This is a genomic window from Streptomyces albiaxialis, assembly GCF_039530985.1.
In the GTDB taxonomy this organism is placed as follows: Bacteria; Actinomycetota; Actinomycetes; order Streptomycetales; family Streptomycetaceae; genus Streptomyces; species Streptomyces albiaxialis.
In genome coordinates this window covers 19,860-36,048 of record NZ_BAAAPE010000014.1, presented here as the reverse complement: position 1 = coordinate 36,048, position 16,189 = coordinate 19,860, and the positions used below count along the sequence as shown (strand labels likewise).

Genomic DNA, 16,189 nt, shown 5'->3' with positions numbered 1-16,189 from the left:
GCGGACCTGAAAGGGCCGTACGGACGCGATCCGTACGGCCCTTTCGGCGTCACTCGCCCAGGACGCGGCGCAGATAGTCGTTGCCGAAGACGCGGTCCGGGTCGAGGCGGTCGCGCAGCGCGGTGAACTCGCCGAAGCGCGGATAGACCCCGGCCAGGTACTCGGCGTCCCTGCTGTGCAGCTTGCCCCAGTGCGGGCGGCCCCCGTGCGCCGTCATGATGCGCTCGACGGCGCCGAAGTACGCCTCGTGCGGGGTGCCCCGGTACATGTGGACGGCGACGTACGCCGTCTCGCGGCCGCTCGCCGTGGAGAGCGGGATGTCGTCGGCGGGCGCGGTGCGGACCTCGACGGGGAAGCTGACCCGGAAGTCGGAGCGCTCCACGACGCCCTTCAGCTCGCGCAGCGCCTCGACGGCCGCCTCGCGCGGGATCGCGTACTCCATCTCCAGGAAGCGCACCCGGCGCGGGCTGGTGAAGACCTTGTACGGGATGTCCGTGTACGTACGGGCCGACAGGGCGCGGCTGGAGACGCGGGCGACGCCCGGGACGGTGGCGGGAACGGCCTTGCCCAGGGAGCAGGCGGCCTGGAAGACGCCGTTGGAGAGCAGCTCGTCGTCGATCCAGCCCCGCATCCGGGGGAGCGGGCGGGCCGGGCCCTGGCTGCGGTTGTTGCGCTTGGTGTTGCAGCCGTCGGTGTGCGGGAACCAGTAGAACTCGAAGTGTTCGTTCTCCGTCACGAGTTGATCGAACTCGGAGGTCACCCGGTCGAAGGGCATCGGCTCCTCGCGCGCGGTGAGCAGGAACTCCGGTTCGACGGCGAAGGTGAGCTCGGTGATCACGCCCAGCGCGCCGAGGCCGATCCGGGCCGCGGAGAAGATGTCGGCGTTGCTCGCCGCAGAGCAGCGCAGCACCGAGCCGTCGGCCAGCACCATTTCCAGGCCCCGGATCTGCGCCGCGACCGAGGCCGACTCGCGGCCCGTGCCGTGCGTGCCCGTGCCGACGGCGCCGGAGACGGTCTGCTCCATGATGTCGCCCATGTTCGTCAGCGACAGGCCCTCGGCGGCCAGCGCCGCGTTCAGCGCCTTGAGCGGGGTGCCCGCGGCGACGGTGACCGTCCCTGCGGAGCGGTCGATGCCGTGGATGCCGGTGAGGCGGTCGGGACGTATGAGGACACCGTCCGTGACGGCCGCGGCCGTGAAGGAGTGGCCGGTTCCCACGGCCTTGACCCGCAGTCCGTCGGCGACCGCGCGGCGGACGGTCTCCGCGAGGGCCTCGGTGGAGGAGGGCGCGACGGTCCTTACGGGCGAGACGGCCACGTTCCCCGCCCAGTTACGCCACGTTGCTGCCCGGTTGCTCGTCGCCTGTGCGCTCATTCCCGACCGTCCCCTCATGCCGCGGCACCGGCCGAGGCTTCAGCCGGCGGTAGCCGAGGAACGCCACCAGCGCCGCGAGCGCCCCCGCCACAGCGGGCACGCCGTAGGCGCGTTCGGCGCCGAGCGCGTCGACCGCCCAGCCGGCGGCCGAGGATCCCAGCGCCACCCCGACCGCGAGCCCCGTGCTGGTCCACGTCATGCCCTCGGTCAGCTTGGCGCGCGGGACGAGCTGTTCGACGAGGGCCATGGTGGTGACCATCGTCGGGGCAATGGTCATGCCCGCGATGAAGAGCGCCACGGCCAGGGACGGCAGGTTCCCCACCAGTTGGAGAGGGATCATACTCATGGCCATGGCAACAACCCCCAGCAGCCACCGGCTCGCCGCCGCCGAGGTGAAGTGCACGAGCCCGTACAGCGCGCCCGCCAGGACCGATCCCAGCGCGTAGACGGCGAGGATCACGCTCGCGGCGGCCTTGTGTCCCTGCTCCTCCGCGAAGGCGACCGTCACCACGTCCACCGAGCCGAAGATCGCGCCGGTGAACGCGAACGCCGCGACCAGCACCCGCAGCCCCGGCGTACGCAGCGCCGAGCCGCCGCCGTGCTGCTCGCGCGGATGCGGCTCCGGCTCCGTGCCGCGCTGGGCGGCCAGCCACAGCACGCCGACGCACAGGGCCGCGGCGGCGATCAGCGGGCCCGCCTCGGGGAACCAGGCCGTGGACAGGCCGATGGCCACGATCGGTCCGAAGACGAAGCACGACTCGTCGACGATCGACTCGAAGGCGAACGCCGAGTGCAGCATCCGGGGCCGTCCCCGGTAGATCCCGGCCCAGCGCGCCCGCACCATCGAGCCGATGCTCGGCATGCAGCCCGCCCCCGCCGCGAAGACGAACAGCAGCGCGTCCGGCGCGCCGCCCCTGGCCGAGGCGACGAGCCCCGCGACCGCCGTGACCGCGACGAGCATCGCGGGCCGTATCACCCGGGCCTGGCCGTGCCGGTCCACGAGCCGCGATATCTGCGGGCTGAAGAACGCGGAGGAGAGCGCGACCGTCGCCGAGAGGGCTCCCGCGAGGCCGTAACGCCCGGTGAGCTGGGAGATCATCGTGACGATGCCGATGCCCGTCATGGACAGCGGCAGCCGCCCGAAGAATCCGGCGGCGGAGAAGGTCCTGCTTCCGGGCGCGGTGAAGATCTCGCGGTAGGGACTGGGCAAAGGGGCACTCTCGCCGGTCGGGCCAGGGAGGCGGTAAGGGACGATTTCGCTCCGTACAGCTTACGGGTCACGTACGGGCCCTGACGTCGTCCTGTCAGGGGGTGGTGGCAGGATCGGGGATATGTCCGATGCGCTCCCGGCGGGGCCCGCTGGCCCCGGTGACTCCGGTGATTCTCTTTCCCCCCACCCCTACGACGCGCTGCTGCTGCTCTCCTTCGGCGGCCCCGAGGGCCCCGAGGACGTCGTGCCGTTCCTGGAGAACGTGACCCGGGGCAGGGGCATCCCGCGCGAGCGCCTCGAAGAGGTCGGGCAGCACTATTACCTCTTCGGGGGCGTCAGCCCGATCAACGCCCAGAACCGCCGCCTCCTCGAAGCCCTGCGCGAGGACCTCGCCGCCGCCGGCGTCGCCCTGCCGGTCTACTGGGGCAATCGCAACTGGGCGCCGTATCTCACCGACGCGCTCCGCGAGATCACCAAGGACGGCCACCGCCGCGTGCTCGTCCTCGCCACGAGTGCCTACGCCTCGTACTCGGGCTGCCGTCAGTACCGGGAGAACCTCGCGGAATCGCTGGCCGCCCTCCGGGAGGAGGGGCTCACCCCGCCCCAGGTCGACAAGCTGCGGCACTACTTCAACCACCCCGGCTTCCTGGAGCCCATGACCGACGGGGTGCTCGCCTCCCTCGCCGAGCTGCCCGCGGGCGTACGGGAGCGCGCGCACCTCGCCTTCACCACCCACTCCATCCCGACCACCGCCGCCGACACCTCCGGCCCGCCCGAGGCCCACGGGGACGGCGGGGCGTACGTCGCGGAGCACCTGGACGTCGCCGGGCAGATCGTCGAGGCGGTCCGGGAGCGCACGGGCGTGACGTACCCCTGGAAGCTCGTCTACCAGTCGCGGAGCGGCCCGCCGCACGTCCCCTGGCTGGAGCCCGACATCTGCGACCACCTGGAGGAGCTGCACGGCCAAGGCGTGCCCTGCGCCGTGATGGTCCCGATCGGTTTCGTCTCGGACCACATGGAGGTGCTCTACGACCTGGACACCGAGGCCATGGCCAAGGCGGAGGAACTGGGCCTGCCCGTACGGCGCTCCGCGACCGTGGGCGCCGACCCGAGGTTCGCCGCGGGGATCCGCGAGCTGGTGCTGGAGCGCGCGGCCACCGAGCGCGGGGAGCGCCCCGAGCGGTGCGCCCTGGGCGCGCTCGGCCCCAGCCATGACGTGTGCCCGGTCGGGTGCTGCCCGGCCCGTACGCCGAAGCCCGCCGCCGCGGGCGCGAAGGAGAGCACGACAGCGTGAGCGACGCACCGGACCGCCAGACCGCCCCCCTGACCGAGTCCCTCAAGACCGAGCTGCTCGACCTCGCCCTGGAGGCCGCCCACAGGGCGGGTGCCTTCCTCCAGGACGGCCGCCCCGAGGACCTCGGCGTGGCCGCGACCAAGACGAGCCCCATCGACGTCGTGACGGAGATGGACCTCGCCTCCGAGAAGCTGATCACCGGCTTCCTCACCGACCACAGGCCCGACGACGGCTTCCTCGGCGAAGAGGGCGCCTCCGTCGAGGGCGACTCCGGCGTCCGCTGGGTCATCGACCCCATCGACGGCACGGTCAACTACCTCTACGGGCGCCCCGACTGGGCCGTCTCCATCGCCGCCGAGCACCGGGGCGAGCGCGTCGTCGGCGTCGTGGCGGCCCCGCCGCGCGGCGAGACCTGCCACGCCGTGCTCGGCCGCGGCGCGTATCTGGGGGAGCGCAGGCTGAGCTGCCGGCCCTCGCCCCCGCTCGACCAGGCGCTGATCGGCACGGGCTTCGGGTACATCGCCGAGCGCCGGGTCGCCCAGGCCGAGGTCGCCCGCACGCTGGTGCCCAGGGTGCGCGACATCCGCCGCTCGGGCTCCGCCGCGATCGACCTCTGCGATGTCGCCGCGGGCCGCCTGGACGGCTTCTACGAGCGCGGGCTGAACCCCTGGGACCTCGCCGCCGGTGACCTCATCGCGCGCGAGGCCGGGGCGCTGACGGGCGGCCGTCCCGGGCAGGGGCCCGACGGGGAGCTGACCCTCGCCGCCTCGCCCGGCGTCTTCGAGGCGCTCCAGCCGCTGCTGGAGGAGCTGGGAGCCTGGCACGACTGACGGGTGCGGAGACCGGCCCGTACGCACGCGACAGGGCCCCGGGAGGGTCTTCCCGGGGCCCTGTCGCCTGCTCGTGCGGGTCGGTCGCGGCGTCAGTGCGGCGTCGCGGCGACCTCGACGCCGTGTTCCGCGGCGAGGCGGTGGAGGTCTTCCAGCTCGGCCTGCTCGACGTCCACGAGGAATTCGTCGCCGGACTCGCGTGCGCGGATCAGGTCGGACTCGGTGGTCCGTATGCGCTGGAGAATGCCTGCGGTGAACGCGTCCATGGTGCCCCCTCGTCGTGGGTCGGTGGCACGGGGGTGTGCCGAGGGTTGGGTCTGTCGTCGAACGATCACGGCGTGGTCCCCGACCGTCGTCGGCAGCTTGTCGTGGCATGCCGCGCACGGGGCGTGATCGTGTGGTGTGCCCTCGTCCTCCCCAGGCCGTCCCTCAGAGAAACCTCAACCCACCTGAAAAATCCCCGGGTCCCGTCCCCACCGGCCTCTTACAGCCGATTTATCAATGTTCGAGGCAGGATGGAGGACGCTCGGACCGGTGCCTCTCCGGCATCCGATGATCCGCAGCCCCACCAGCTCACGAGGGAAGGACAGCGCCGTGCGCGTACTCGTCGTCGAGGACGAGCAGTTGCTCGCCGATGCCGTGGCGACGGGCCTCCGCAGGGAGGCCATGGCCGTCGATGTGGTCTACGACGGCGAGGCCGCGCAGGAGCGCATCGACATCAACGACTACGACGTCGTGGTCCTCGACCGCGACCTCCCCCTGGTCCACGGCGACGATGTGTGCCGCAGGATCGTCGAGCTGGGCCTGCCCACCCGCGTCCTGATGCTCACCGCCTCCGGCGACGTCAGCGACCGCGTGGAGGGCCTGGAGCTGGGCGCGGACGACTATCTGCCCAAGCCCTTCGCCTTCTCCGAGCTGACGGCCCGCGTGCGTGCCCTCGGGCGGCGTACGACGCAGGCGCTGCCGCCCGTCCTGGAGCGCGAGGGCATCAAGCTGGACCCCAACAGGCGCGAGGTCTTCCGGGACGGCAAGGAGATCCAGCTCGCCCCGAAGGAGTTCGCGGTCCTGGAGGTGCTGCTGCGCAGCGAGGGCGCGGTCGTCTCGGCCGAGCAGCTCCTGGAGAAGGCCTGGGACGAGAACACGGACCCGTTCACCAATGTCGTCCGGGTCACCGTGATGACGCTGCGCCGCAAGCTGGGCGAGCCAGCGGTGATCGTCACCGTGCCCGGCGCGGGGTACCGGATCTGATCCCTGATGGCCGCCACCCCTCCCCCCGCGCCGCAGGCCCCTCCCAAGCCCACCTGGGACCCGCCCGAGCCGCAGCGCTCGTACCCCTGGCTGCGCCCCACCATCCGCATAAGGCTCACGCTGCTGTACGGCGGGATGTTCCTCATCGCGGGCATGGTGCTGCTGACGATCATCTATCTGCTCGCCGCCCAGGCCCTGCACGAGAGCAGCCAGCTCCCGTACCGGATCCTGAACGGGAAGCTCCAGCCGACCTCCGACCAGTGCCCCGGGCTGACCGGCACGCTGCCCAGCGACGTGTTCATGGACCGCCTGTCGGCCTGCTCCGACGAGCAGCGCAGGCTGGCCCTGGACGGGCTGCTGCGCCGTTCGCTGCTGGCGCTGCTGGGCCTGGCCGTCGCCGCCTTCGCGTTCGGCTATGTGATGGCGGGCCGCGTCCTCTCCCCACTCGGCCGGATCACGCGCACCGCGCGCCAGGTCGCCGGCTCCGACCTGCACAAGAGGATCGAGCTGGAGGGCCCGGACGACGAGCTGAAGGAGCTGGCCGACACCTTCGACGACATGCTGGACCGGCTCGACCGCGCCTTCACGGCCCAGCAGAGATTCGTGGCCAACGCCTCGCACGAGCTGAGAACCCCGCTTGCGATCAACCGCACGCTGCTGGAGGTGCAGCTCGCCGATCCGGAGGCCTCGCCGGAACTCCAGCAGCTCGGCAAGACGCTGCTGGCCACCAACGAGCGCAGCGAGCAGCTCGTGGAGGGCCTGCTGCTCCTCGCCCGCAGCGAGAACGAGCTGGTGGACCGGAAGCCCGTGGACCTCTCCGAGGTCGCCTCGCAGGCCGTCGAGCAGGTGCGCGGCGAGGCCCAGACCAAGGGCGTCGAGTTGCGCGGGGTCCGTCAGCCGACGTATGTGCAGGGCAACGGGGTCCTGCTGGAGCGGGTCGCACTGAACCTGGTGCAGAATGCCGTGCGCTACAACGTGCGTGAGGGGGGATGGGTCGCGGTCAGTACGGAGGCGCAGCCGGGACGGGCCGTGCTGGTCGTCGAGAACACCGGACCCGTCGTCCCGGCGTACGAGGTGGACAACCTCTTCGAGCCCTTCCGCCGCCTGCGCTCGGAGCGCACGGGCAGCGACAAGGGCGTCGGCCTGGGGCTGTCCATCGTGCGCTCGGTGGCCCGGGCCCACGGGGGGATCGTCACGGCGGAGCCGCGTGAGGACGGGGGGCTGGTGATGAGGGTCGCGCTGCCGGTGTAGGGTCCGCCCGGCAGCGGTTCGCTACTGGCGGAATCCGGACGCTTCGGGACGCTTCGCAAGCCGCTGTGATCGATCACACACGCGATTTTTTCGGCTTGTGCGCAGTGCGACCGACCAGCGGGAAGAAATCCGGGAAAATCCAGGTTTCCGCAGGTGAAGATCGTGGGCAGTACCCGGGATGGCGTGCGTGAAGTGCGACCGGGGACCGTTTATGGTCCTCCTCGGCATCCTGCGTGATCACCTCTTCAGGGGTGCAGTTGGGTGTCGATTGAGTAACAGACCTTGATGTGAGGCAAAATCTCCGCCTCGGGTCGGGCACAAGTCCGGCCTCTCACGCGTTACGTGCGCTGGAGACACCACAGACACCCAGAGGGGGAGAGCGACATGGCAACGGATTACGACACTCCACGCAAGACCGACGACGACGTCAACGAGGACAGCATCGAGGAGCTGAAGGCCCGGCGGAACGACAAGTCCGCTTCCAATGTCGATGTGGACGAGTTCGAGCAGGCGGAGGGCCTTGAGCTGCCCGGCGCCGACCTCTCCAACGAGGAGCTCTCCGTCCGCGTGCTGCCTCGTCAGGCCGATGAGTTCACGTGCATGAGCTGCTTCCTGGTGCACCACCGCTCGCAGCTCGCCGCGGAGAAGAACGGCCAGCCCATCTGCCGCGACTGCGCGGCCTGAGTTGGGACCGGACACCAGTCCGTGGCGGTCGACGACGCACGTGACGACGAGCGAGGCCCTCATGACCAGTCGGCCTCGCTCGCGCCGTATGCCCGGGAAGGGGCCCCGCGGGGGCGCCGCCGGGGTCTGAGCCTGCGCCGCGGGGGTTCCCGCGTGCCCAAGGCCAGGCACGGCCAGAAGGCCCCTCAGGGCCAGGACGGCGGCGAGACCGCCGATGTCCGCACGACGGCCGGTGACGGCCGGGAGGGCCGGGACGGCAAGGCGGGCCGTGGGAGAACGCGGGCGTTCTTCGGCTTCGTCGCCGACCGTGTCATCGAGACCGCGCCGCGTGTGCCGGTGCGGGACCAGGAGACCCTGCGCAGGCAGTTCCCCGGGCTCGGGCCCGAGGAGATCGCCGACAAGCTCGTCACCGGGGCGTGCGTCAGCTCCGCGACCGTCGGCGCCGGGGTCGGGGCCGCCGCGATGATGCCGGTGCCGCCCGCGATGCCCGCGGAGCTGGCCGCCGAGATCGTCGGCGTGGCCACCGTCGAGCTGAAGCTCATCGCCGAGCTGCACGAGGTCTACGGGCACAGACCGCCCGGGAACGCGACGCAGCGCGGCACCGCCTATCTGAGCGCCTGGACCTCCGAGCGGGGGATCAACGTGCTGAAGCCCGCGTCGCTGAACGCGGCGCTGGGCGGGCAGATGCGCCGCGAGCTGCGCCAGCAGATCATGAAGCGGACGCTGCGGAACCTGCCGAACCTCACCCCGTTCATGATCGGCGCCGCCGTCGGGGCGTTCATGAACCGCCGCGACACCGCGCGGCTCGCCGCCCGCGTCCGTACGGATCTGCGCAAGCGCGCGCTGCCGGACGGCGGCGACGAGGCTCCCAGAGCCCTGACCTGACCGCGGGGCTCCCGGGACTCCCAGGGGGCCTGCCTCAGCCCGCCTGAGCGGCTCTAGGCCGCCGTCTCCTTCTCCGCCTGGAGGGCCTTCACCAGCGCCTCAGGATCCCGCGTCGAGACGTAGACGTACGGGGTCGGGTCCTCCGGGTCCGTGACCTCGACGCGGACCGCCGTGCGCACGTAGCTGCGCAGCAGCATGTGGGCCCTGATGTCCGCCTTGTGCGTGCGCCAGGCCCGCGCCTCCGCGGCGTCCAGCGCCTCGGCCTCGCCGAGTGCCGACACGGGGATGCGGGCGTCCCCCGCGATCAGCGAGCCCGCCACGACGCGCACCCGCGCCGAGCCGTACGCGCTCACGCAGGCCGCGGCCAGCGCGCCGCCCACCACCAGACCGCCCAGCGCCGGCAGGGGACCCAGCGGGAAGAGCATCAGCGCGGTCCCGAAGCCCACTCCGGCGGCGATGAGCCACCACGTGCGCGGTGCGGTCAGGCGTTCGTCATAGGGCTGGGCCGGAGGAACCATGCGTCCAAGCTTGGCACGCCGCGACCGTACGGCGGACACGGCGGTAAGGTCTCCACCCGTGAGCGCTGCCAACCCCACGAACCAGCCGCGTCCCCCGGCGCAGCGGAAACAGCCGCTGGAGCCGCCGGAGGACGCCGTCGCACCCGTCCGCCATCCCGAGGCCCCGGCACCGGGCGAGCCCCTCGGCGCCCACTACGGGCAGTGTTTCGGCTGCGGCGGTGAGCAGCCGCACGGGCTGCATCTGTCGGCCACCGCGGGCGAGGGCGTGAGCGTCACGGCCGAGTTCACCGTGAAGCCCGCCCACCAGGGCGCCCCCGGGCTCGCGCACGGCGGCGTGCTGACCACGGCGCTCGACGAGACGCTGGGCTCGCTGGGCTGGCTGATGCACGTGATCGCCGTGACCGGGCGGCTGGAGACGGACTTCCTGCGCCCCGTGCCCGTGGGCACCGTGCTGCATCTGGAGGCCCACGTCACGGGCGTGCACGGCCGGAAGATCTACTCCACCGCCGTCGGCCGCATCGGCGGCCCGGACGGGGAGGTCGCGGTGCGCGCCGACGCGGTGTTCATAGAGGTCAAGGTCGAGCACTTCATCGACAACGGCAGGGACGAGGAGATCGAGGCCGCGATGGCGGACCCCGACCAGGTCAGGCGCGCCCGCGCCTTCGAGGTGAACCCATGAGTACGGACAGTCGCGTTGAGGTGCTGCTGAAGCTGACGGACCCCGAGGTGCCCGTCCCCTCCTACCAGCGTCCCGGCGACGCGGGATGCGACCTCGTCACCACCGAGGCCGCCGAACTCGCCCCCGGCGAACGCGCCGTTCTGCCCACGGGGGTGTCGATCGCCCTCCCGGAGGGGTATGCGGCCTTCGTGCACCCGCGGTCCGGGCTGGCAGCACGCTGCGGAGTCTCGCTCGTGAATGCGCCGGGAACGGTGGATGCCGGGTACCGTGGGGAGATCAAGGTGATCGTGGCCAATCTGGACCCGCGCGAGCCGGTGCGGTTCGAGCGGTTCGACCGTATCGCCCAACTCGTCGTCCAGCAGGTGGAGAAGGTGCGCTTCCGCGAGGTCGCCGAGCTGCCGGGATCCGAGCGGGCCGAGGGCGGATTCGGCTCCACGGGCGGACATGCAGCACAGCAGAAGGATTACGTTGCGGTCGGGGCCACCGGGGCCTCCGACCTGAGAGGACAGTGACGTGTTCGGACGTCGTCGCAAGAAGAGCGAAGAGCCTGGGACGGGCGCCTCGGACGAGTTCGAGACGGAACAGGACAGCACCGAGGAGGACGGCCCCCAGGACGCGGCCGAGGCCGCCCGGGTCAAGCTGCCGCCCGCTCCGCGTCCCGACGGTCCCTGGGACGTCTCCGAGGTCAGCGACCCCAGCGCGGGCCGCGTGGACCTCGGCGGCCTGTTCGTGCCGGGTGTCGAGGGCATGGAGCTGCGCGTCGAGGTCGCGGGCGACGCGATCGTCGCGGCCACGCTCGTGCTCCAGGACAGCGCCATCCAGCTCCAGGGGTTCGCCGCGCCCAAGCGCGAGGGCATCTGGGACGAGGTGCGCGAGGAGATCGCCTCCGGCATCACCCAGCAGGGAGGTGTGATCGACGAGGTCGAGGGCCCCCTCGGCTGGGAGCTGCGGGCCCAGGTGCCGGTGCAGCTCCCGGACGGGACGAACGGCGTGCAGGTCGTGCGGTTCATCGGCGTCGACGGGGTGCGCTGGTTCCTGCGCGGGGTGATCTCCGGGCAGGGCGCGGTGCAGCCCGAGGCGGCGGGTCTGCTGGAGCAGATCTTCCGGGACACCGTGGTCGTCCGCGGTGACCAGCCGATGGCGCCCCGTGACCCGATCGTCCTCAAGCTGCCGGACGACGCGCAGATGGTGCCGGACGGCGTGCAGCAGGAGACCGCCGAGGAGGGCTCCCGGTTCGCGGGCGGCCTCGACAAGCTGCAGCGCGGGCCGGAGATCTCCGAGGTCCGCTGACCGGCTGACACAGCCACCGAGGGTGGCCGGAATCCGTAGGGACGGGTTCCGGCCACCCTCTTCTGTGTGCGCCGCCACATCGCCGTATGGGAGCCGTCAAGAGCGCTCACCAGCGCGTATGGGGGGCGTCAACGGAAGCTGAGGGCGCTGGGAACAGAGGTTCCCTGAGGAGGTCAGAAGCACCTCATCACCATCTAGGAGCGCGCGATGGCCGATCTGGCCTTCGTCGTCACCACGCTCGCGGTCTTCGCGCTGGTGGCCCTCATCGCCAAGGGAGTGGACAAACTGTGAGCGTCGCACGCGTGGCTGCCGGGCCGCGGTGGACAACGGTGCCCGCGGGCTGCCGCGCGGGCGGAGAAGCGAACGGAGCGGCACTGTGACGGCCGAGAATCTCGTCGGCCTCATTGTCGCCGTCGCACTGCTGGGCTATCTGGTCCTCGCCCTCGTCTTCCCGGAGAGGTTCTGAGCGCCGACATGAGCCCTATCCTCGCCGACGTGCTCCAGATCTCCGCGCTCATCGCCGCGCTGGCTCTGGTGCACCGTCCCCTGGGCGACTACATGGCCCGGGTCTACTCCTCCGAGAAGCATCTGCGCGTCGAGCGGTGGATCTACCGCTGCGTGGGCGCCAACCCCGGCGCCGAGATGCGCTGGCCCGCCTATCTGCGGGCCGTGCTCGCCTTCTCGGCCGTGGGTGTGCTGTTCCTGTACGCGATGCAGCGCTTCCAGGACAAGCTGCCGATGTCCCTGGGCTTCAAGCCCATCGACCCCGACCAGGCCTTCAACACCGCCGCGTCCTTCGTCGCCAACACCAACTGGCAGTCGTACTCGGGCGAGTCGGCCATGGGCCACCTCACCCAGATGTCCGGCCTCGCGGTGCAGAACTTCGTGTCCGCCGCCGTCGGCATGGCCGTCGCCATCGCGCTCGTACGGGGCTTCGCCCGCGCCCGTACCGGCGAACTGGGCAACTTCTGGGCCGACCTGGTGCGCGGTGTCGTGCGGATCCTGCTGCCGATCTCCGTGATCGCGGCGATCGTGCTGGTGGCGACGGGCGCGGTGCAGAACTTCGCCGGGATGCACGAGGTGCACACCCTCTCCGGCTCCACCCAGCACATCCCGGGCGGGCCCGTGGCCTCGCAGGAGGTCATCAAGGAGCTGGGCACCAACGGCGGCGGCTTCTACAACGCCAACTCCTCGCACCCGTTCGAGAATCCGGGGGGATTCTCGAACCTCCTGGAGATCTTCCTGATCCTCGTCATCCCGTTCTCCCTCCCCCGCACCTTCGGCAGGCTCGTCGGCAGCGTGAGGCAGGGGTACGCGATCCTCGCCGCGATGGGCGCGATATGGCTCGCGGCCGTCATCGCCGTGACCGTCTCCGAGTACGCCCACCCGGGCACCGCCGCGCAGTTGGCGGGCGGCGCGATGGAGGGCAAGGAGCAGCGGTTCGGGGAGGGGTCCTCCTCGCTCTTCGCGGTCTCCACGACCATGACCTCGACCGGCGCGGTCAACTCCTTCCACGACTCCTACACGGCGTTCGGCGGCGGAGTGACCCTGCTCGGGATGATGCTCGGCGAGATCTCGCCCGGCGGCGTCGGCTCCGGGCTCTACGGGATGCTCGTCATGGCCGTCGTCGCGGTCTTCCTCTCCGGGCTCATGGTCGGGCGTACGCCCGAGTACCTGGGCAAGAAGATCGGGCCGCGCGAGATCAAGTTCGCCGCCTGCTACATCCTGGTCACGCCCGCGCTGGTGCTGAGCGGCACCGCGCTGGCCATGGCGCTGCCGGACGGCAAGGAGGCCATGACCAACATCGGGGCCCACGGCTTCAGCGAAGTGCTGTACGCCTACACCTCGGGCTCGAACAACAACGGCAGCGCCTTCGCCGGGTTCGGTGCGGACACGCCGTTCTTCAACACCACCATCGGGCTGTGCATGCTGCTGGGCCGGTTCCTGCCCATGGTGTTCGTGCTGGCGCTCGCCGGGTCACTGGCCGGGCAGGCGCCCGTACCGGCCACGGCGGGCACGCTGCGCACCGAAAAACCCCTCTTCACCGGGATGCTGGTCGGCTCGGTCCTGATCATCACCGGTCTCACCTTCTTCCCGGCCCTCGCTCTGGGGCCGCTCGCGGAGGGACTCTCCTGATGAGCACAGCCACCCAAGTACGTCACGCGGAGGACGGGGTCCGGCCTTCGCACGGAGCGTCCCACGCCCCCGGAGGACCCGTCGGCGGCGGCCTGTTCGACCCCGAGCAGCTCGGGAAGTCGCTTCCGGACGCGTTCCGGAAGCTCGACCCGCGCGTGATGGTCAAGTCGCCGGTCATGTTCGTGGTCGAGGTCGGCTCGGTGGTCACCACCGTGCTCGCCGTCGCCCACCCCGGCGACTGGTTCGGCTGGGTCATCGCCGTCTGGCTGTGGCTGACCGTCCTCTTCGCGAACCTCGCGGAGGCCGTCGCCGAGGGCCGTGGCAAGGCCCAGGCCGACACGCTGCGCAAGGCCAAGACGGACAGCGTCGCGCGCCGTCTGACCTCGGGCGGCGCCGAGGAGTCCGTGCCCGGCACCGACCTGCGCGTCGGCGACCAGGTCGTCTGCGAGGCGGGCGACGTGATTCCGGGCGACGGCGATGTCGTCGAGGGCGTCGCCTCCGTCGACGAGTCGGCGATCACCGGCGAGTCGGCACCGGTCATCCGCGAGTCGGGTGGCGACCGCAGCGCCGTCACGGGCGGTACGAAGGTGCTGTCCGACCGGATCGTCATCCGGATCACGACGAAGCCCGGCGAGACCTTCATCGACCGGATGATCTCGCTGGTGGAGGGCGCCGCGCGGCAGAAGACGCCGAACGAGATCGCGCTCAACATCCTGCTGGCCTCGCTCACGATCGTCTTCACGCTGGCCGTGGTCACGCTCCAGCCCTTCGCGGTCTACGCGGGCGCCGAGCAGTCCCTCACGGTCCTCGCGGCCCTGCTCGTGTGCCTGATCCCGACGACGATCGGGGCGCTGCTCTCCGCGATCGGCATCGCGGGCATGGACCGGCTCGTGCAGCGCAACGTGCTGGCGACGTCCGGGCGCGCGGTCGAGGCCGCGGGCGACGTGTCCACGCTGCTGCTCGACAAGACCGGCACCATCACGCTCGGCAACCGCCAGGCCGCCGAGTTCGTGCCCGTACGCGGCACGACCGCGGCCGAGGTCGCCGACGCCGCGCAGCTCTCCTCGCTGGCCGACGAGACGCCGGAGGGCCGCTCCGTGGTCGTGCTGGCCAAGGAGGAGTACGGGCTGCGCGAGCGGCACGAGGGGGAGCTGGAGCACGCGGAGTGGGTGCCGTTCACCGCGCAGACCCGGATGTCGGGCGTGGACCTCACGGAGAACGGGGCCGGGCTCAAGGTCCGCAAGGGCGCGGCCGGTTCGGTGTGCGCCTGGGTCCGCGAGCGCGGCGGCGAGGTCGGCGACGAGGTGCACCGGATCACCGACGGGATCGCGCAGGCGGGCGGCACCCCGCTGGTCGTCGGCGTCGAGGACGGCGGCGGGCCGCGCGTGCTCGGCGTGATCCACCTCAAGGACGTCGTCAAGGAGGGCATGGCCGAACGCTTCGAGGAGCTGCGCGCCATGGGCATCAGGACCGTCATGATCACGGGCGACAACCCGCTGACGGCCGGGGCCATCGCCAAGGAGGCGGGCGTCGACGACTTCCTCGCCGAGGCCACCCCCGAGGACAAGATGGCGCTCATCAAGCGCGAGCAGGCCGGCGGGCGGCTCGTCGCGATGACGGGCGACGGCACGAACGACGCCCCGGCCCTCGCCCAGGCGGACGTCGGCGTGGCCATGAACACCGGCACCTCGGCCGCCAAGGAGGCCGGGAACATGGTGGACCTGGACTCCAACCCGACCAAGCTCATCGAGATCGTCGAGATCGGCAAGCAGCTCCTCATCACGCGGGGCGCGCTGACCACGTTCTCCATCGCCAACGACGTCGCGAAGTACTTCGCGATCATCCCCGCGATGTTCGCCGTGGCCTATCCGGGCCTGGACAAGCTCAACATCATGGGCCTGGCCTCGCCCGAGTCCGCGATCCTGTCCGCCGTCGTCTTCAACGCGCTGATCATCGTCGCCCTCGTGCCGCTCGCCCTGCGCGGCGTGCGCTACCGGCCGATGAGCGCGGACCGGATGCTGCGCCGCAACATCGGCGTCTACGGACTCGGCGGCCTCGTCGCCCCGTTCGTCGGCATCAAACTCATCGACCTGCTCATCACGCTGATCCCGGGAGTGGGCTGACCCATGAACACCTCGGTACGCAACACAGGACGCCTGGTCTGGGCCGCGTTCCGCGCGCTGCTCGTCCTCACGGTCGTCTGCGGCGTGATCTACCCGCTCGCGATCATGGGCGTCGCCCAGGGCGTCTTCCACGACAAGGCCAACGGCTCGATGGTGAAGGCCGACGGCAAGGAGGTCGGCTCCGCGCTCATCGGCCAGAGCTGGAACAAGGACGGCGGGAAGAAGCCCGACCCGAAGTGGTTCCAGGGCCGCCCCTCTCACTCCGGCTACGACCCGCGCGCGACGGGCTCCAGCCAGCTCGGGGCCAGCGATCCGACGCTGGTCAAGATGGTCCGCAAGGCGAAGAAGGACGTGGCCGCCTTCAACGGCGTGCCCGAGTCGGAGGTCCCCAAGGACGCGGTCACCGGCTCCTCGTCCTCGATCGACCCGGACATCTCCGAGAAGTACGCGGAGATCCAGACCGCCCGCGTGGCACGGGAGAACGGGCTGTCGAAGGGCACGGTCGAGAAGCTCGTCGACGACCGTACGAGCGGCCGCGAGGCCGGGATCCTGGGCGAGCCCCGGGTGAACGTGCTGAAGCTGAACCTCGCGGTGAAGGAGGCCGCCGGGAAGGTGAAGGAGGCCGCCGGGAAGTAGCCCTCTGCCTCCGCCCGTCGGCCCCGCTGCCCC

17 protein-coding genes are annotated in these 16,189 nt (G+C 71.3%); 13 read left to right on the top strand and 4 right to left on the bottom strand.

The window, feature by feature from the left end:
* Positions 1–49 precede the first annotated feature (49 nt).
* Together ABD343_RS28785 and ABD343_RS28780 are read right to left on the bottom strand one after the other, a co-directional pair.
* Positions 50–1,372: a D-arabinono-1,4-lactone oxidase gene (locus ABD343_RS28785; protein ID WP_344532314.1), complete on the bottom strand. Its 1,323-nt coding sequence runs from the start codon at positions 1,370–1,372 to the stop codon at positions 50–52.
* Positions 1,329–2,582 carry an MFS transporter gene (locus tag ABD343_RS28780; protein ID WP_344532313.1) on the bottom strand — a complete coding sequence of 418 codons (1,254 nt, stop codon included), beginning with the start codon at positions 2,580–2,582 and terminating at the stop codon, positions 1,329–1,331. Before ABD343_RS28780 ends, ABD343_RS28785 begins: the two co-directional genes overlap by 44 nt.
* Positions 2,583–2,703: 121 nt before the next feature.
* Here ABD343_RS28780 and ABD343_RS28775 point away from each other — a divergent pair, with 121 nt between their 5' ends.
* Positions 2,704–3,876, top strand: coding sequence for a ferrochelatase (locus ABD343_RS28775; protein ID WP_344532312.1), 1,173 nt, complete (start codon positions 2,704–2,706; stop codon positions 3,874–3,876).
* Positions 3,873–4,706: an inositol monophosphatase family protein gene (locus ABD343_RS28770; protein ID WP_425578305.1), complete on the top strand. Its 834-nt coding sequence runs from the start codon at positions 3,873–3,875 to the stop codon at positions 4,704–4,706. Before ABD343_RS28775 ends, ABD343_RS28770 begins: the two co-directional genes overlap by 4 nt.
* Positions 4,707–4,798: 92 nt before the next feature.
* Here ABD343_RS28770 and ABD343_RS28765 read toward each other — a convergent pair whose 3' ends face one another.
* The gene (locus ABD343_RS28765; protein ID WP_344532311.1) at positions 4,799–4,972 is read right to left on the bottom strand and encodes a hypothetical protein; all 174 of its coding nucleotides are present in this window, start codon (positions 4,970–4,972) and stop codon (positions 4,799–4,801) included.
* A gap of 328 nt (positions 4,973–5,300) precedes the next feature.
* On the opposite strand from ABD343_RS28765, the gene ABD343_RS28760 reads away from it, so the two are divergent.
* From ABD343_RS28760 to ABD343_RS28745, 4 genes are all read left to right on the top strand, one after another.
* The gene (locus ABD343_RS28760; RefSeq protein WP_344532310.1) at positions 5,301–5,954 is read left to right on the top strand and encodes a response regulator transcription factor; all 654 of its coding nucleotides are present in this window, start codon (positions 5,301–5,303) and stop codon (positions 5,952–5,954) included.
* Positions 5,955–5,960: 6 nt separating this feature from the next.
* Positions 5,961–7,205 (top strand): sensor histidine kinase, encoded by a 1,245-nt coding sequence (locus tag ABD343_RS28755; RefSeq protein ID WP_344532309.1) that lies wholly within the window; start codon positions 5,961–5,963, stop codon positions 7,203–7,205.
* A gap of 384 nt (positions 7,206–7,589) precedes the next feature.
* Positions 7,590–7,889 carry a DUF4193 domain-containing protein gene (locus tag ABD343_RS28750; protein WP_016470291.1) on the top strand — a complete coding sequence of 100 codons (300 nt, stop codon included), beginning with the start codon at positions 7,590–7,592 and terminating at the stop codon, positions 7,887–7,889.
* A 21-nt stretch (positions 7,890–7,910) separates the two neighbouring features.
* On the top strand, positions 7,911–8,774 hold the full coding sequence (locus tag ABD343_RS28745; protein ID WP_344532308.1) for a hypothetical protein: 864 nt from the start codon (positions 7,911–7,913) through the stop codon (positions 8,772–8,774).
* A gap of 53 nt (positions 8,775–8,827) precedes the next feature.
* Here the strand turns inward: ABD343_RS28745 and ABD343_RS28740 are convergent, their stop codons facing one another.
* Positions 8,828–9,292: a DUF3093 domain-containing protein gene (locus ABD343_RS28740; protein ID WP_344532307.1), complete on the bottom strand. Its 465-nt coding sequence runs from the start codon at positions 9,290–9,292 to the stop codon at positions 8,828–8,830.
* 58 nt (positions 9,293–9,350) lie between these two features.
* Between ABD343_RS28740 and ABD343_RS28735 the strand changes: the two genes are divergently transcribed.
* The 7 genes from ABD343_RS28735 to ABD343_RS28705 all read left to right on the top strand — a co-directional run bounded on the left by ABD343_RS28735 (position 9,351) and on the right by ABD343_RS28705 (position 16,156).
* Positions 9,351–9,971, top strand: coding sequence for a PaaI family thioesterase (locus tag ABD343_RS28735; RefSeq protein ID WP_425578304.1), 621 nt, complete (start codon positions 9,351–9,353; stop codon positions 9,969–9,971).
* Positions 9,968–10,483 carry a dUTP diphosphatase gene (gene dut / locus ABD343_RS28730; RefSeq protein ID WP_344532306.1) on the top strand — a complete coding sequence of 172 codons (516 nt, stop codon included), beginning with the start codon at positions 9,968–9,970 and terminating at the stop codon, positions 10,481–10,483. Before ABD343_RS28735 ends, dut begins: the two co-directional genes overlap by 4 nt.
* Position 10,484: 1 nt before the next feature.
* Positions 10,485–11,261: a DUF3710 domain-containing protein gene (locus tag ABD343_RS28725; protein ID WP_344532305.1), complete on the top strand. Its 777-nt coding sequence runs from the start codon at positions 10,485–10,487 to the stop codon at positions 11,259–11,261.
* Positions 11,262–11,637: 376 nt separating this feature from the next.
* Positions 11,638–11,727, top strand: coding sequence for a K(+)-transporting ATPase subunit F (gene kdpF / locus ABD343_RS28720; RefSeq protein WP_073447570.1), 90 nt, complete (start codon positions 11,638–11,640; stop codon positions 11,725–11,727).
* An 8-nt stretch (positions 11,728–11,735) separates the two neighbouring features.
* Entirely contained in the window at positions 11,736–13,397 is a 1,662-nt protein-coding gene (gene kdpA / locus ABD343_RS28715) for a potassium-transporting ATPase subunit KdpA (protein ID WP_344532304.1), read from the top strand.
* On the top strand, positions 13,397–15,520 hold the full coding sequence (kdpB, locus tag ABD343_RS28710) for a potassium-transporting ATPase subunit KdpB (RefSeq protein WP_344532303.1): 2,124 nt from the start codon (positions 13,397–13,399) through the stop codon (positions 15,518–15,520). The genes kdpA and kdpB overlap by 1 nt, the downstream gene beginning before the upstream one ends.
* Positions 15,521–15,523: 3 nt before the next feature.
* Positions 15,524–16,156, top strand: coding sequence for a potassium-transporting ATPase subunit C (locus tag ABD343_RS28705; RefSeq protein WP_344532302.1), 633 nt, complete (start codon positions 15,524–15,526; stop codon positions 16,154–16,156).
* Positions 16,157–16,189 lie beyond the last annotated feature (33 nt).

Excerpts from the sequence above, each read along its gene's own strand:
- ABD343_RS28785 (WP_344532314.1), bottom strand. The coding sequence starts at position 1,372 with ATGAGCGCACAGGCGACGAGCAACCGGGCAGCAACGTGGCGTAACTGG.
- ABD343_RS28775 (WP_344532312.1), top strand. The coding sequence starts at position 2,704 with ATGTCCGATGCGCTCCCGGCGGGGCCCGCTGGCCCCGGTGACTCCGGT.
- ABD343_RS28765 (WP_344532311.1), bottom strand. The coding sequence starts at position 4,972 with ATGGACGCGTTCACCGCAGGCATTCTCCAGCGCATACGGACCACCGAG.
- ABD343_RS28755 (WP_344532309.1), top strand. The coding sequence starts at position 5,961 with ATGGCCGCCACCCCTCCCCCCGCGCCGCAGGCCCCTCCCAAGCCCACC.
- ABD343_RS28750 (WP_016470291.1), top strand. The coding sequence starts at position 7,590 with ATGGCAACGGATTACGACACTCCACGCAAGACCGACGACGACGTCAAC.
- ABD343_RS28740 (WP_344532307.1), bottom strand. The coding sequence starts at position 9,292 with ATGGTTCCTCCGGCCCAGCCCTATGACGAACGCCTGACCGCACCGCGC.
- dut (WP_344532306.1), top strand. The coding sequence starts at position 9,968 with ATGAGTACGGACAGTCGCGTTGAGGTGCTGCTGAAGCTGACGGACCCC.
- kdpA (WP_344532304.1), top strand. The coding sequence starts at position 11,736 with ATGAGCCCTATCCTCGCCGACGTGCTCCAGATCTCCGCGCTCATCGCC.
- kdpB (WP_344532303.1), top strand. The coding sequence starts at position 13,397 with ATGAGCACAGCCACCCAAGTACGTCACGCGGAGGACGGGGTCCGGCCT.
- ABD343_RS28705 (WP_344532302.1), top strand. The coding sequence starts at position 15,524 with ATGAACACCTCGGTACGCAACACAGGACGCCTGGTCTGGGCCGCGTTC.